This is a genomic window from Pararoseomonas baculiformis, from assembly GCF_017813395.1.
GTDB lineage: Bacteria > Pseudomonadota > Alphaproteobacteria > Acetobacterales > Acetobacteraceae > Roseomonas > Roseomonas baculiformis.
In genome coordinates, this window is sequence record NZ_JAGIZB010000007.1 from 101,988 (window position 1) to 115,871 (window position 13,884).

Below are 13,884 nucleotides of genomic sequence, written 5' to 3' on the forward strand. Positions count from 1 at the left end.
ACTCCTGACGCCTTGGCGTCAGTGCAAACGGGATCGCGGCCGGGTTGAGCCCCGCCGCGAAGGTGGGCGATGTACGGTCATGACCCTAAAGAGTCAAGCCCCATCGAGGATCGCCTCAATCTGGGAGGCGACAATGGCCATCTCGGCCATGCCGTCCACCTGCTTCAGCTTCCCCTGGGCCGCATAATAGGGCAGCAGCGGGGCGGTCTGCCGGTGATAGGCATCCAGGCGGGCCGCGACGGTCTCGGCCTTGTCGTCCGCGCGTCGGGTGAAGTCGTGGCTGCCACAGACATCGCAGATGCCAGGCTGCTGCGTGGGCTTAAAGCGGTCGTGATAGCCCGTGCCGCAGGAGGAACAGGTGAACCGGCCGGCGATCCGCTCCACCAGCGCGCCGTCATCCACCTTCAGCTCAATGACGTGCTGCAGCCCCAGCCCCATCTCGCCCAGCATCACGTCCAGCGCCTCGGCCTGCGGCACCGTGCGCGGGAAGCCGTCCAGGATGAAGCCGCGGGCGCAGTCCGGCTTCTGCACCCGGATCGCCAGCATGGCGGTGATGATGGCGTCGGGGACCAGTTCGCCCCGCTCCATGATCGCCTTTGCCTCGTTTCCGATTTCCGAGCCGGACTTCACCTCCGCGCGGAGCATGTCGCCGGTCGAGATCTGCGCGATGCTGTGGCGATCCTGCAGGATCTTGGCCTGGGTGCCCTTCCCCGCACCCGGCGGACCAAGAAGGATCAGGTTCATCGACGGGGCCTCCCTCCACGCGGGGTCACAGGCGCCGGACCGGCACCCCGGTTTCCGACGCGGGCCTTGCGAATCAGGCCTTCATACTGGTGCGCGAAGAGATGGGACTGCACCTGGGCCACGGTGTCCATCGTCACGGAGACAATGATCAGCAAGCTGGTGCCGCCGAAGTAGAAGGGCACGCCGTACTGGCTGATCAGGAATTCCGGGATGAGGCAGACGACGCAGAGATAGAGGGCGCCCACCAGGGTCAGGCGGGTGAGCACACGGTCGAAATACTCGGCCGTGGCAGCGCCGGGCCGGATGCCGGGAACGAAGCCGCCATACTTCTTCAGGTTGTCCGCGGTCTCCGTCGGGTTGAAGACGACGGCCGTGTAGAAGAAGGCGAAGAAGATGATGAGGGCGACGTAGAGGCCCATATAGAGCGGCTGCCCATGGGCGAGCATGGCCGCGGCGCGGGTGAGCCAGGTGTCAGCGCCCTGTGTCGCCGCGAAGCCCGAGAAGGTGGCCGGCAGCAGCAGGAGCGACGAGGCAAAGATCGGCGGGATCACGCCGGCCGTGTTCAGCTTCAGCGGCAGGTGGGTGGAGTCGCCGCCAAACATCCGGTTCCCAACCTGGCGCTTCGGATACTGCACCGGGATCTTGCGCTGCGCCCGCTCGATGAAGACTACGAAGGCGATCACCGCCAGGGCCATGAGCAGAAAGAAAATGATGAAGAAGGCCGAGAGCGCACCGGTGCGGCCGAGTTCCAGCGTCGAAACCAGGGCGGCCGGCAGGTTGGCTACAATGCCCGCGAAGATGATGAGCGAGATGCCGTTGCCCACGCCGCGCGCCGTGATCTGCTCGCCCAGCCACATCAGGAACATCGTCCCGCCGACCAGCGTGGTGACGCAGGAGACGCGGAAGAAAAGGCCTGGATCCGGGACCGCTGCGCCGAAATTGCCGCGCATCCCCTCAAGCCCCACGGCGATGCCATAGGCCTGGAAGAAAGCGATCAACACGGTCAGGTAGCGCGTGTACTGGTTGAGCTTCTTACGGCCGGACTCGCCCTCCTTCTTGAGGGCCTCCCAGGCCGGAATCGCCGCCGACATCAGCTGCACGATGATCGAGGCAGAGATGTAGGGCATGATGTTCAGGGCGAAGACGGTCATGCGACCGAGCGCGCCACCCGTGAACATGTCGAACATACCGAGAATGCCGCCGCCATGCTGCGACAGGACCTCGGCCATCACGGCGGCATCCACGCCGGGCACGGGGATGTAAGTCCCGAGGCGGTACACGATCAGCGCACCGAGGGTGAACCAGAGCCGCTTCTTCAGCTCGGTCGCGCGGGAGAGCACGCCGAGGTTGAGATTGGCCGCGAGCTGCTCGGCGGCGGACGCCATGGGAGGAACCCTCTTCTCACGACTGCGGCGCCGGGGGAGAGCCCGCGGCGCCGCAGAACACTACATCAGTTCAGGTAGAGGCCGCAGCATCAGCGATCAAGCCGCCGGCTGCTCCTCGGAGGCGACCTCACGAACGGTGATGCTGCCGCCGGCAGCCTGCACCGCCGCGATCGCCGCGGCCGAAGCCCCGGCCACGGAAATGGTGACCGCGCGCTTGATCTCGCCCTTGGCGAGCAGGCGGACGCCGTCCTTCTTCCCGACGCGGACCAGGCCGGCCTTGACCAGCGCAGCCTCGTCAACCGCCTCACCGGCCGCCAGCACGCCCGTCTCGATCGCCTTGTCGAGCGCGCCCAGGTTCAGAACCGCATATTCCTTGCGGAACGGGTTCTTGAAGCCGCGCTTCGGCAGACGGCGATACAGCGGAAGCTGACCACCCTCGAAGCCATTCAGCGAGACGCCGGTACGGGCCTTCTGGCCCTTGACGCCGCGCCCACCGGTCTTGCCCTTGCCGGAGCCGATGCCCCGGCCGATGCGCTTGAACTTCGGGCGGGCGCCCTCGTTGTCGCGCAGTTCATTGAGCTTCATGGTTCAGCCCACCTTCACCAGATGCGCGACCTTGCGGATCATGCCCTGCACGGCAGGGGTATCCTCCAGCTCGCGCGAGCGGTGCATCTTGTTCAGGCCGAGGCCGATCAGCGTCTCGCGCTGGCCGGGCTTGCGGCCGATCGGCGACCCGACCTGGGTCACCTTCACGGTCTTCTTCGTCGAGTCAGACACCGGCTGCCTCCGTCGCGGGCGCCTCACCGGCGCGCGGGTTAGGGAGGAGATCGGCCACCTTCTTGCCACGGCGAGCCGCGACCGCCCGGGGGGAGGTGCAGCGAGCCAGGCCGGCGAAGGTCGCCTTGACCATGTTGTGCGGGTTCGTGGTGCCGGTGCACTTGGCGACGACGTCGCCCATCCCGAGCACCTCGAACACGGCGCGCATCGGGCCACCCGCGATGATGCCCGTGCCGGCCGGAGCCGAGCGCAGGATCACGCGGCCGGCGCCGAACTCGCCGATCACGTCGTGGTGCAGGGTCCGGCCCTCGCGCATCGGCACGCGGATCAGGCCGCGCTTGGCCCGCTCCGTCGCCTTGCGGATCGCCTCCGGCACCTCGCGCGCCTTGCCAGCGCCCCAGCCGACCCGGCCCTTCTCATCGCCCACGACCACGAGGGCCGCAAAGGAGAAGCGCCGGCCGCCCTTCACGACCTTGGCGACGCGGTTGATGGTGACGAGCTTGTCCTTGAACTCGTCCTGCTCGCGATCCTGGCGGGGCTCGCGGTTGTCGTCACGACGGCCACGGCCGCGGCGGCGGTCGCCGTCGCCAGCGCCCTCCCCACCCGGACGCGGCGCGTTGGAACGCGGTGCGTATGCCATTCTATCGGCTCCTCAGAACGACAGCCCGCCCTCGCGGGCGCCGTCCGCCAGGGCCTTCACCCGGCCATGGTAGAGATAGGGGCCACGGTCGAAGACCACCTCGGTCACGCCGGCGGCGAGAGCGCGCTCCGCCACCAGCTTCCCGATGGCCGTGGCCGCGTCGGTGTCGGCTCCGGTCTTGCCGGCCTCGCGGACGGCCTTCTCCAGGGTGGACGCCGCGGCGAGCGTGCGGCCCGCCTGGTCGTCGATCACCTGGGCGTAGATGTGCCGGCCCGAGCGGTGGACGGAAAGGCGCACGCGCCCGCCGCCCTTGAGCTTGATCTGGTAGCGCGCGCGCGAACGGCGGCGCTGCGTCAGTGCGAGCTTGCTGGCCATTACTTCTTCTTACCCTCCTTCCGGAGGATGGTCTCGTTGTCGTACTTGATGCCCTTGCCCTTGTAAGGCTCGGGACCGCGGTACGCCCGGATCTCCGCCGCGACCTGGCCGACGCGCTGCTTGTCAGCTCCCTCGACCTTGATGGCCGTGGGACGCTCGGTCGTGATCTTGATGCCCTCGGGGATCGGGTAGCGGATCTCGTGGCTGTAACCGAGGTTCAGCACAAGCTCCTTGCCCTGGACCGCGGCGCGGTAACCCGTGCCGGTGATCTCCATGGACTTGGAGAAGCCCGTGGAGACGCCCGTCACCATCCCGTTGATGAGGGAGCGCGTCGTTCCCCACATCGTACGGGCGGCGCGGTCTTCGCCACGCGGGGCCACGGCCACTTCGCCATCGGCGACGGTGACCTCGACCTTGTCCGTCAACGGCAGGCGCAGTTCACCGAGCCTGCCCTTCGCCACGACGGCATTGTCTTGGATGGTGACGGTGACGCCGGAGGGCACCTTCACCGGATATTTGCCAACGCGAGACATATCCCTGCCCTCCGTCAGAATACGCGGCAGAGAACCTCGCCGCCAACATTGGCAGCGCGGGCCTCGAGGTCGCTCATCACGCCGCGGGGCGTGGAGAGGATGGAGATGCCGAGCCCGTTGTAGAACTTCGGCAGTTCCTTGATCTTGGAGTAGACCCGGCGGCCCGGCTTGGACACGCGGGTGATCTCCTTGATCGCGGGCTCACCCTCGGAATACTTCAGCTCGATGTCGAGCACCTTGATGCCCGGACGAAGCTCCTCCGAGCGATAGGCACGGATGTAGCCCTCGCGCTTGAGGACGTCGAGCACGTCGGACCGCAGGCGAGACGCGGGCGAGACCACACGGGACTGCCGGGCGCGCTGGCCATTGCGGATGCGGGTGAGCATGTCACCCAGCGGATCGGAAAGCTGCATGTGTGTTCCCCTCCCTTACCAGGAGGCCTTGGTGAGGCCGGGGATCTGCCCGTTCGACGCCAGCTCCCGCAGCATGTTCCGGCTCAGCTTGAACTTGCGGTAGTTGCCGCGGGGACGGCCGGTCAGCTCACAACGCAGACGGATGCGGTTCTTCGCACCGTTGCGCGGCAGCTGCGCCAGCTTGATCGTCGCCTCGAAGCGCTCCTCGACTGGCAGCTCGCGATCCATCACCGTCTTCTTCAGGGCAGCGCGCTTCGCAGCGTGCACCTTGGAGAGATGAATGCGGTGCTTATTCTTCTCGACTGACGAAGTCTTGGCCATTCGATCAGTATCCTCCGGAACCTGTCCGGCTCCGGCGCATGGCGCCGTGCCGGTGGTTTTCCAAGATCAGTTGACGAAGGGAAGCTGGAAGCCCTTGAGCAGGGCCTTCGCTTCCTTGTCCGTCTTCGCCGTCGTGACGAAAACGATGTCCATGCCGCGGATCGCGTCCACCTTGTCGTAGGCGATCTCGGGGAAGATGATCTGCTCCTTCAGGCCCATGGCATAGTTGCCACGGCCATCGAAGCCCTTGCCCGAAACGCCTCGGAAATCACGCACGCGCGGCAGCGCGATGGTCACAAGACGGTCCAGGAACTCGTACATCCGGGCGCGCCGCAGCGTCACCTTCGTGCCGATGGCCTGGCCCTCGCGGATCTTGAAGCCGGCGATCGCCTTCTTGGCACGGGTCTTCACCGGCTTCTGGCCAGCGATCACCGTCAGCTCGGCAACGGCGGCGTCCAGCTTCTTCTGGTCGCCCGCGGCCTCACCAACGCCCATGTTGATGACGATCTTCTCCAGCTTCGGAACCTCCATCGGGTTCTTGTAGCCGAACTCCTCGGACAGAGCCTTGCGGATCTGCTCGAGATACTGCTGCTGCAGGCGCGGCAGCTCCTTCGTGCTCGCGTCGCTCATGCGATCACCTCGCCGGAGGCCTTCGCCACCCGGACCTTCTTGTCCCCGTCGATGCGGAAGCCGACGCGGGTCGGCTTGTCGCTCTTCGGGTCGATCAGCGCCAGGTTGGAGAGGTGGATCGGCGCCTCCTTCTCCTGGATGCCGCCCGGCTGGTTCATGCCCTGCGGCTTGGCGTGGCGCTTGACGATGTTGACGCCCTGAACCACGGCGCGGTTCTCAACCGGAGACACCGAGAGAACCTCGCCGCGCTTGCCCTTGTCCTTGCCCGTGAGGACTTGGACGCGGTCGCCCTTCTTGATCTTCGCAGCCATCACAGCACCTCCGGAGCCAGGGAGATGATCTTCATGTACTTGCGGGCGCGGAGCTCGCGCACCACCGGCCCGAAGATGCGGGTGCCGATCGGCTCGTTCTGCTTGTTGATCAGAACGGCCGCGTTGTTGTCGAAGCGGATCGCGGTGCCGTCCTGACGGCGCACGGCATAGGCCGTCCGCACGATCACGGCGCGATGCACCTCGCCCTTCTTCACCTTGGCGCGGGGAATAGCGTCCTTGACGGACACCACGATGATGTCACCCACAGAGGCCGTCTTGCGCTTGGAACCGCCCAGCACCTTGATGCACTGGACGCGGCGCGCGCCGGAGTTGTCGGCGACGTCGAGATTGGACTCAACCTGGATCACGCCGTCACCTCGTCGCCGAGCTCGATGTTCTCGAGCAGCTCATAGGCGGCGGGACGCGCGACGGTCTCGCCGTTACGCTGGACGACCAGCCAGGACTTGCGCTTGGAGATCGGCCGGCACTCCTCGATCGAAACCATGTCGCCCTCGCGGCACAGGTTCGTCTCGTCATGCGCGGCGTACTTCTTCGAACGCCGGATGAACTTCTTGTAGAGCGGATGCATCACGCGACGCTCGACCAAGACCGTAACGGTCTTGTCCTGCTTGTCGCTCGTGACCCGCCCGGTGAGGACGCGCTTCGGCATATGCCGCGGTCTCCTCTCAGGACTTCTGGGATTGGCGGGCCTGCTGGCCCAGGACGGTCTTTACACGAGCAATGTCGCGCCGAACAGCACGAATTCGCCCGACGGCCTCCAGCTGCCCGGTCGCCCGCTGGAAGCGCAGGTTGAACTGCTCCTTCCGCAGGTCGAGCAGCATGGTCTTCAGCTCGTCCGCGGTCTTGCCGCGGACATCCGCGATCTTCGTCATTGCCTTCAGGCCTCCGCCGCGCCCAGGCGGGCCACGACCTTCGTCTTGATCGGCAGCTTGGCGGCACCCAGAGCCAGCGCCTCGCGCGCCGTCTCCTGGCTCACGCCGTCGATCTCGAACATGATACGACCCGGCTTGATCCGGGCCACCCAGTACTCAGGGGCACCCTTACCGGAGCCCATGCGGACCTCGGCAGGCTTGGTCGAGACAGGCAGGTCCGGGAAGATCCGGATCCACACGCGCCCCTGGCGCTTCATGGCGCGGGTGATCGCGCGGCGAGCCGCCTCGATCTGCCGGGCGGTCACCCGCTCCGGCTCCAGCGCCTTCAGGCCATAGCCACCGAAAGACAGGGTGAACCCGCCCTTGGCCATGCCCTTGATGCGGCCCTTATGGGCCTTGCGATACGTCGTCCGCTTCGGCGACAGCATGTTACGTCTTCCTCAGCCCGTCGCTCAGCGCTGCGGCGCTTGCTCGGCGGCGCGCTTGTCCTGCGCCATCGGGTCGTGCGCCATGACCTCGCCCTTGAAGATCCAGACCTTCACACCGCAGGTGCCATAGGTGGTCTTCGCGGTCGCCACACCGAAGTCGATATCCGCGCGGAGGGTATGCAGGGGCACGCGGCCCTCACGGTACCACTCCATGCGCGCGATCTCGGCCCCGCCAAGGCGGCCGGAGCAGTTGATCCGGATCCCGCCGGCGCCGAGGCGCATGGCGGACTGCACGGCGCGCTTCATCGCGCGGCGGAACGCCACGCGACGCTCGAGCTGCTGCGCGATGCTCTCAGCCACCAGGGTGGCGTCCAGCTCCGGCTTGCGGATCTCGACGATGTTCAGCGCCACCTCGGCCCCGGCCATCTTGGCCAGGTCCTTGCGCAGGACCTCGATATCGGCACCCTTCTTGCCGATGACAACCCCGGGGCGGGCGGCGTGGATCGTGACCCGCGGCTTCTTCGCCGGGCGCTCGATCACCACCTTGGCCACGCCGGCGCCCTTCAGGCGGTCGCGCAGCTTGTTCCGCAGCTTCAGGTCGTCATGGAGCAGGCCGGCATAGTCGGCATCGCCGGCGTACCAGCGGCTGTCCCAGGTGCGGTTGATGCCGAGCCGGAGCCCGATCGGATTGACTTTGTGACCCATATTACGCGGCCTCCTCGGCCACCGGCGCCGGCTGGTGCTCGGCGACGACGATCTTCAGGTGGCTGAACCACTTCTCGACACGGGCGGCCTTGCCGCGGCCACGTGCCTGGAAGCGCTTCATGACGATGGAACGACCGACCTCGACCCGGGCAACCACCAGCTTGTCAACGTCAAGGCTGTGGTTGTTCTCGGCGTTGGCGATGGCGCTCTCAAGCGTCTTCTTCACCGTGTCGGCGATGCGGCGCTTGCTGAAGGCCAGCGTCGCGACGGCATCCTGGGCCCGGCGGCCGCGGACGAGCCCGGCCACCAGGTTGAGCTTGCGCGGGGAAACCCGGATGTTCCGGGTGACCGCCTGGGCCTCGGTTTCAGCGAGGCTGCGCTCGTGCTTCGGCTTGCTCATCGGATCAGCCCCGCTTGGCCTTCTTGTCCGAGGAGTGGCCGGTGAAGGTGCGCGTCGGCGAGAACTCGCCGAACTTGTGGCCCACCATGTTCTCGGACACCTGGACAGGAATGAACTTCTTGCCGTTGTAGACGCCGAAGGTCAGCCCGACGAACTGCGGCAGGATGGTGCTGCGGCGCGACCAGATCTTGATGATCTCGTTGCGCGTGGACCCGCGAGCCGCCTCCGCCTTGTTGAGCAGGTAGCCGTCGACAAACGGCCCCTTCCATACGCTGCGCGACATCGCGATCAGCCCTTCTTAGCCGTGCGCCGGCGGATGATGAACCGATCCGTGCGCTTGTTGGTGCGGGTCTTGTAGCCCTTGGTCGGCTTGCCCCAGGGGGTAACCGGGTGACGGCCGCCCGAGGTCCGGCCCTCACCACCACCATGCGGGTGATCGACCGGGTTCATGACGACGCCGCGGTTGTGCGGACGGAAGCCCATCCAACGGCGGCGGCCGGCCTTGCCGAGCTGCTGGTTGGAGTTGTCCGGATTGGACACGGCTCCGATCGAGGCCAGGCACTCGCCACGGAGAACCCGCACCTCGCCCGACATCAGCTTCACCTGCGCGTAGCCGGCATCTTTGCCCACCAGCTGGCAGTAAGTGCCGGCCGAGCGGGCAATCTTGGCACCGGCGCCCGGCTTCATCTCCAGGGCGTGGACGATCGTGCCCACCGGGATGGCGGAGAGCGGCATCGCATTGCCGGGCTTGATGTCCACGCGGTCGCCCGCGGTCACCGTGTCGCCGGCGCGCAGGCGCTGCGGAGCCAGGATGTAGGACAGCTCGCCGTCCTGATACTTGATCAGGGCGATCCAGGCCGTGCGGTTCGGGTCGTATTCGAGGCGCTCGACCGTTGCCGGCATGTTGAACTTCACGCGTCGCTTGAAGTCCACATAGCGGTAGGACTGCTTGTGTCCGCCGCCACGGAACCGAACGGTGGTGCGACCGTGGTTGTTACGGCCACCCGTGTGGTTCTTGCCCTCGGTCAGCTGCTTGACGGGCTTCCCCTTCCACAGCTCCGAACGGTCCACCAGCACCGTGCCGCGAAGGCTCGGGGTGACCGGATTAAAGTGCTTCAGCGCCATGGCTTACGCGAGCCCCGTCGTGAGATCGATGCTCTGGCCCTCGGCCAGCGTCACGATCGCCTTCTTCCAGTCGGAACGCTGGCCGGGACGGCCGCGGAACCGCTTGGACTTGCCCTTGACCACCACGGTGTTGACCGCAGTGACGTTCACGCCGAAGAGCCCTTCGACGGCCGCCTTGATCTCTGGCTTGGTCGCGTCCGAGGTCACCTTGAAGGTCACCTGGCCGACCTCGTTCAGCACCGTCGCCTTCTCGGTGATCACCGGGGCGACGATCAGCTGGTACATCCGCTCCTGCGAGATGACCGGCCTCTTGGTCTGCGTCTCGCTCACGACAGACGCTCCTTCAGGGCCTCGACGCCAGCGCGCGTCACGACGAGGACGTCGTGGCGGACGATGTCGTACACATTGGCGCCGACGGTGGGCAGCACCTGAACCCGCGGCAGATTGCGCGCGGCGCGGAGGAAGCCCGCGTCCGGCTGCGCGTCGAAGACCAGGGCGCTGTTCCAGCCAAAGGCCTTGACCTGCGCGGCCAGGGTCTTGGTCTTGGCCTCATCGCCCGGGGCCGCGGCGTCCAGCACCACCAGCTTGCCGTTCGCGGCCTTCTCGCTCAGCGCGCTGATCAGGCCCAGCTTACGGACCTTCTTCGGCAGGCTGTACTCGTGGCTGCGGACCACGGGGCCATGAACCACACCACCAGTGCGGAACTGAGGCGCGCGCAGCGAGCCCTGGCGGGCATTGCCCGTACCCTTCTGGCGATAGGGCTTCTTGGTGGTCCCGGAGACCTCACCCATGCCCTTCACCTTGTGCGTGCCGGCGCGGCGCTTGGCCAGCTGCCAGTGCACGACCCGCGCCATGATGTCGGCGCGCGGCTCCGCGCCGAACACCTCCGCGGGGAGCTCGATCTCGCCGGCCTCGGCGTTGTCGAGCGTGACGACCTTCACCTGCATCACCCGATCCTCAGGCCGTCGCCGCCGGATACGGCGCGTCGGCATGCCGCTTCCGCTTCACAGCGTCGCGGACCATCACGTAGCTGTTCTCCGCGCCGGGAACGGCACCCTTCACGAAGAGCAGGCCCTTCTCAACGTCCACGGCCGCCACTTCCAGGTTCTGGGTGGTGACGCGTTCGACGCCGAGGTGACCGGCCATCTTCTTGTTCTTGAAGACCTTGCCGGGATCCTGACGGTTACCGGTCGAGCCATGCGAACGGTGGCTGATCGACACGCCGTGCGACGCCTCGAGGCCGGAGAAGTTCCAGCGCTTCATGGCGCCGGCAAAGCCCTTGCCCTTGGTGACGCCGGTCACGTCGATCTTCTGGCCCTTCACGAAGTGGGCCGGGGAGAGCTTCGCGCCCGCCTCCAGCACCGCATCGGCAGCCGTGCGGAACTCGACGACCTTCGCCGGCGCCTCGACGCCAGCCTTGGCGAAGTGGGCACGGTTCGGCTTGGAGACGTTCTTCGCCTTCGCGTGCCCGATGCCGAGCTGCACGGCCGTGTAGCCGTCCTTGTCGGCGGAGCGCACCGCCACGACGCGAACATCATCCACGTGCAGCAGCGTCACCGGCACGGTGGAGCCGTCCTCGTTGAACAGCCGGGACATGCCCAGCTTGCGGGCGATCAGGCCAGTACGGCCATCTTTCGCGGCCATGGTGTATGCGCCCCTCAGACTCAGATCTTGATCTCGACATCCACACCCGAAGCCAGGTCGAGCTTCATCAGCGCGTCCACGGTCTGCGGGGTGGGGTCGACGATATCCAGAAGACGGCGATGGGTCCGGATCTCGAACTGCTCGCGCGACTTCTTATCGACATGCGGGGAGCGGTTCACGGTGAACCGCTCGATGTGGGTCGGGAGCGGGATAGGACCCCGCACCCGGGCACCGGTCCGCTTGGCGGTGTTCACGATCTCCCGCGTGCTGCCATCCAGCACGCGGTGATCGAACGCCTTCAGGCGGATCCGGATGTTTTGCGCGTCAGCGGCCATCTGGATTACTTCTCGATGCTGGCCACGACGCCGGCGCCGACGGTGCGGCCGCCCTCGCGGATGGCGAAGCGCAGGCCCTGGTCCATGGCGATCGGGGCGATCAGCTCGACGCTCATCGCGACGTTGTCGCCCGGCATCACCATCTCGACGCCTTCCGGCAGCTGCACCACGCCCGTCACGTCGGTCGTGCGGAAGTAGAACTGCGGACGGTAGTTGGTGAAGAACGGCGTGTGGCGGCCGCCCTCCTCCTTCGTCAGGATGTACGCCTCGGCCTTGAACTTCGTGTGCGGCGTGATCGAGCCGGGCTTGGCCAGAACCTGGCCGCGCTCCACGTCCTCGCGCTTCGTGCCGCGCAGCAGCGCGCCGATGTTGTCGCCCGCCTCGCCGCTGTCGAGCAGCTTGCGGAACATCTCGACGCCCGTCACCGTCGTCTTCACGGTGTCCTTGAGGCCGATGATCTCGACTTCCTCGCCGACCTTGACGATGCCGCGCTCAACGCGACCCGTCACCACCGTGCCGCGGCCCGAGATCGAGAACACGTCCTCGATCGGCATCAGGAACGGCAGGTCCTTCGGACGCTCCGGCTGCGGGATGTAGCTGTCCACGGCCTCCATCAGCTTCAGGATCGCCTGCTCGCCGATCTCGGGGCGCTTGTCCTCGAGGGCCATCAGCGCGGAGCCGTGCACGATGGGGATGTCGTCGCCCGGGAACTGGTAGGAGGAGAGGAGCTCGCGCACCTCCATCTCGACCAGCTCCAGCAGGTCGGGGTCCGCCATGTCGACCTTGTTCAGGAACACCACCAGCGCGGGAACGCCGACCTGGCGCGCCAGCAGGATGTGCTCGCGGGTCTGCGGCATCGGGCCGTCCGCGGCCGACACGACCAGGATCGCGCCGTCCATCTGCGCCGCGCCCGTGATCATGTTCTTCACGTAGTCGGCGTGGCCAGGGCAGTCCACGTGAGCATAGTGGCGGTTCGCCGTCTCGTACTCGACATGGGCGGTCGAGATCGTGATGCCGCGCGCACGCTCCTCAGGCGCCTTGTCGATCTGGTCATACGCCGTGAAGGACGCACCGCCAGACTTCGCCAGAACCTTCGTGATCGCAGCCGTCAGCGACGTCTTGCCATGATCAACATGGCCAATCGTGCCAATGTTGCAGTGCGGCTTGTTCCGCTCGAACTTCGCCTTCGCCATTGTCGTGCCTCTGCCCGGATGGGTCTTCTAAGGGTTACCAGCGGTAGTGGCTGAAAGCCTTGTTGGCTTCGGCCATCCGGTGCGTGTCTTCGCGCTTCTTCACGGCCGCGCCGCGGTTGTTGGCCGCGTCCATCAGCTCGGCGGAGAGGCGGTCCTCCATCGTGTGCTCGCCGCGCTTGCGGGCGGACTCGATGATCCAGCGGATCGCCAGGGCCTGCCGCCGCTCGGGGCGAACCTCGACCGGCACCTGGTAGGTGGCGCCGCCGACGCGGCGGGACCGCACCTCGACCGCCGGCTTCACGTTGTCCATGGCCTCGTGGAACAGGCGCAGCGGATCGCTATTGGCGCCACCACGCTTCTTCAGCGTGTCCATGGCCCCGTACACGATGCCCTCGGCCGTGCTCTTCTTGCCGTCATACATCAGCACGTTCATGAAACGGCTGAGCACGAGATCCCCGAACTTCGGATCCGGGAGAACCTCACGCTTCTCTGCGCGATGGCGACGCGACATCTCTCAGTTCCTCACTTCGGCCGCTTGGCGCCATACAGCGAGCGACGCTGACGGCGCTTGGCGATGCCCTGCGTGTCCAGCACGCCGCGCAGAATGTGGTAGCGAACGCCCGGCAGGTCCTTCACGCGGCCACCGCGGATCAGGACGACCGAGTGCTCCTGCAGGTTGTGACCCTCACCCGGAATGTAGCTCACCACCTCGTAGCCGTTCGTCAGGCGAACCTTGGCAACCTTACGAAGGGCCGAGTTCGGCTTCTTCGGAGTGGTGGTGTACACGCGGGTGCAAACGCCGCGCTTCTGGGGGCAGCTCTGCAGGGCCGGCACCTTGTTGCGGCTCGGCTTCGGCTCGCGCCCCTGCGCGATAAGCTGGTTGATCGTCGGCATGACGCCCCTTCAAGACCTTTCCATGTCCGGCCGCATCCAAGCGAAGGCGCCCGCAAAACCGCGCATGCGCGGCCCTGCGGGCTACTCTCCCGTCCCCGGCCTGACCCGCCCACCGAACCCAGGACGAAGCCTGGCGTT

At 66.6% G+C, this 13,884-nt stretch carries 26 protein-coding genes; all 26 read right to left on the reverse strand.

The window, feature by feature from the left end; translation table 11 throughout:
* Positions 1–93 precede the first annotated feature (93 nt).
* The 26 genes from J8J14_RS09175 to rpsL all read right to left on the reverse strand — a co-directional run bounded on the left by J8J14_RS09175 (position 94) and on the right by rpsL (position 13,746).
* Positions 94–744: an adenylate kinase gene (locus J8J14_RS09175; RefSeq protein ID WP_209379202.1), complete on the reverse strand. Its 651-nt coding sequence runs from the start codon at positions 742–744 to the stop codon at positions 94–96.
* Positions 741–2,129, reverse strand: coding sequence for a preprotein translocase subunit SecY (secY, locus tag J8J14_RS09180; protein ID WP_209379203.1), 1,389 nt, complete (start codon positions 2,127–2,129; stop codon positions 741–743). Before secY ends, J8J14_RS09175 begins: the two co-directional genes overlap by 4 nt.
* 96 nt (positions 2,130–2,225) lie before the next feature.
* Entirely contained in the window at positions 2,226–2,714 is a 489-nt protein-coding gene (rplO, locus tag J8J14_RS09185) for a 50S ribosomal protein L15 (RefSeq protein ID WP_209379204.1), read from the reverse strand.
* 3 nt (positions 2,715–2,717) lie between these two features.
* Positions 2,718–2,906 (reverse strand): 50S ribosomal protein L30, encoded by a 189-nt coding sequence (gene rpmD, locus J8J14_RS09190; RefSeq protein ID WP_209379205.1) that lies wholly within the window; start codon positions 2,904–2,906, stop codon positions 2,718–2,720.
* Positions 2,899–3,546: a 30S ribosomal protein S5 gene (gene rpsE, locus J8J14_RS09195; protein ID WP_209379206.1), complete on the reverse strand. Its 648-nt coding sequence runs from the start codon at positions 3,544–3,546 to the stop codon at positions 2,899–2,901. The genes rpmD and rpsE overlap by 8 nt, the downstream gene beginning before the upstream one ends.
* A gap of 12 nt (positions 3,547–3,558) precedes the next feature.
* Positions 3,559–3,921 (reverse strand): 50S ribosomal protein L18, encoded by a 363-nt coding sequence (gene rplR, locus J8J14_RS09200; protein WP_209379207.1) that lies wholly within the window; start codon positions 3,919–3,921, stop codon positions 3,559–3,561.
* Positions 3,921–4,454: a 50S ribosomal protein L6 gene (rplF, locus tag J8J14_RS09205; RefSeq protein ID WP_209379208.1), complete on the reverse strand. Its 534-nt coding sequence runs from the start codon at positions 4,452–4,454 to the stop codon at positions 3,921–3,923. Before rplF ends, rplR begins: the two co-directional genes overlap by 1 nt.
* A gap of 14 nt (positions 4,455–4,468) precedes the next feature.
* The gene (gene rpsH, locus J8J14_RS09210; protein WP_209379209.1) at positions 4,469–4,867 is read right to left on the reverse strand and encodes a 30S ribosomal protein S8; all 399 of its coding nucleotides are present in this window, start codon (positions 4,865–4,867) and stop codon (positions 4,469–4,471) included.
* 15 nt (positions 4,868–4,882) lie between these two features.
* On the reverse strand, positions 4,883–5,188 hold the full coding sequence (gene rpsN / locus J8J14_RS09215; protein WP_209379210.1) for a 30S ribosomal protein S14: 306 nt from the start codon (positions 5,186–5,188) through the stop codon (positions 4,883–4,885).
* Between the two features lie 66 nt (positions 5,189–5,254).
* Positions 5,255–5,818, reverse strand: a complete 564-nt coding sequence (gene rplE / locus J8J14_RS09220; protein ID WP_280842913.1) for a 50S ribosomal protein L5 — start codon at positions 5,816–5,818, stop codon at positions 5,255–5,257.
* On the reverse strand, positions 5,815–6,129 hold the full coding sequence (rplX, locus tag J8J14_RS09225; protein WP_209379211.1) for a 50S ribosomal protein L24: 315 nt from the start codon (positions 6,127–6,129) through the stop codon (positions 5,815–5,817). Before rplX ends, rplE begins: the two co-directional genes overlap by 4 nt.
* A complete protein-coding gene (rplN, locus tag J8J14_RS09230; protein ID WP_073130847.1) occupies positions 6,129–6,497 on the reverse strand; it encodes a 50S ribosomal protein L14 in 369 nt (122 codons plus the stop codon). The genes rplX and rplN overlap by 1 nt, the downstream gene beginning before the upstream one ends.
* Positions 6,494–6,799 carry a 30S ribosomal protein S17 gene (gene rpsQ, locus J8J14_RS09235; protein ID WP_209379212.1) on the reverse strand — a complete coding sequence of 102 codons (306 nt, stop codon included), beginning with the start codon at positions 6,797–6,799 and terminating at the stop codon, positions 6,494–6,496. The genes rplN and rpsQ overlap by 4 nt, the downstream gene beginning before the upstream one ends.
* Positions 6,800–6,815: 16 nt before the next feature.
* Positions 6,816–7,022, reverse strand: a complete 207-nt coding sequence (rpmC, locus tag J8J14_RS09240; protein WP_073130843.1) for a 50S ribosomal protein L29 — start codon at positions 7,020–7,022, stop codon at positions 6,816–6,818.
* Between the two features lie 5 nt (positions 7,023–7,027).
* On the reverse strand, positions 7,028–7,450 hold the full coding sequence (gene rplP, locus J8J14_RS09245; protein ID WP_209379213.1) for a 50S ribosomal protein L16: 423 nt from the start codon (positions 7,448–7,450) through the stop codon (positions 7,028–7,030).
* 24 nt (positions 7,451–7,474) lie between these two features.
* Complete coding sequence (rpsC, locus tag J8J14_RS09250) at positions 7,475–8,155, reverse strand: 30S ribosomal protein S3 (protein ID WP_209379214.1); 681 nt, start codon at positions 8,153–8,155, stop codon at positions 7,475–7,477.
* Position 8,156: 1 nt separating this feature from the next.
* On the reverse strand, positions 8,157–8,555 hold the full coding sequence (gene rplV / locus J8J14_RS09255) for a 50S ribosomal protein L22 (protein WP_209379215.1): 399 nt from the start codon (positions 8,553–8,555) through the stop codon (positions 8,157–8,159).
* A 4-nt stretch (positions 8,556–8,559) separates the two neighbouring features.
* Positions 8,560–8,838, reverse strand: a complete 279-nt coding sequence (gene rpsS / locus J8J14_RS09260; protein ID WP_209379216.1) for a 30S ribosomal protein S19 — start codon at positions 8,836–8,838, stop codon at positions 8,560–8,562.
* A gap of 5 nt (positions 8,839–8,843) precedes the next feature.
* Positions 8,844–9,680 (reverse strand): 50S ribosomal protein L2, encoded by an 837-nt coding sequence (rplB, locus tag J8J14_RS09265; RefSeq protein WP_209379217.1) that lies wholly within the window; start codon positions 9,678–9,680, stop codon positions 8,844–8,846.
* A gap of 3 nt (positions 9,681–9,683) precedes the next feature.
* The gene (locus J8J14_RS09270) at positions 9,684–9,980 is read right to left on the reverse strand and encodes a 50S ribosomal protein L23 (RefSeq protein WP_424137516.1); all 297 of its coding nucleotides are present in this window, start codon (positions 9,978–9,980) and stop codon (positions 9,684–9,686) included.
* Between the two features lie 26 nt (positions 9,981–10,006).
* On the reverse strand, positions 10,007–10,627 hold the full coding sequence (gene rplD / locus J8J14_RS09275) for a 50S ribosomal protein L4 (protein ID WP_209379218.1): 621 nt from the start codon (positions 10,625–10,627) through the stop codon (positions 10,007–10,009).
* A 10-nt stretch (positions 10,628–10,637) separates the two neighbouring features.
* Positions 10,638–11,324 carry a 50S ribosomal protein L3 gene (rplC, locus tag J8J14_RS09280; protein ID WP_209379219.1) on the reverse strand — a complete coding sequence of 229 codons (687 nt, stop codon included), beginning with the start codon at positions 11,322–11,324 and terminating at the stop codon, positions 10,638–10,640.
* Positions 11,325–11,344: 20 nt separating this feature from the next.
* The gene (gene rpsJ / locus J8J14_RS09285; protein ID WP_043835383.1) at positions 11,345–11,659 is read right to left on the reverse strand and encodes a 30S ribosomal protein S10; all 315 of its coding nucleotides are present in this window, start codon (positions 11,657–11,659) and stop codon (positions 11,345–11,347) included.
* Positions 11,660–11,664: 5 nt separating this feature from the next.
* On the reverse strand, positions 11,665–12,852 hold the full coding sequence (gene tuf / locus J8J14_RS09290) for an elongation factor Tu (RefSeq protein ID WP_209379220.1): 1,188 nt from the start codon (positions 12,850–12,852) through the stop codon (positions 11,665–11,667).
* A gap of 34 nt (positions 12,853–12,886) precedes the next feature.
* Entirely contained in the window at positions 12,887–13,363 is a 477-nt protein-coding gene (gene rpsG / locus J8J14_RS09295) for a 30S ribosomal protein S7 (protein ID WP_209379221.1), read from the reverse strand.
* Between the two features lie 11 nt (positions 13,364–13,374).
* Entirely contained in the window at positions 13,375–13,746 is a 372-nt protein-coding gene (gene rpsL / locus J8J14_RS09300) for a 30S ribosomal protein S12 (protein WP_073139794.1), read from the reverse strand.
* Positions 13,747–13,884 lie beyond the last annotated feature (138 nt).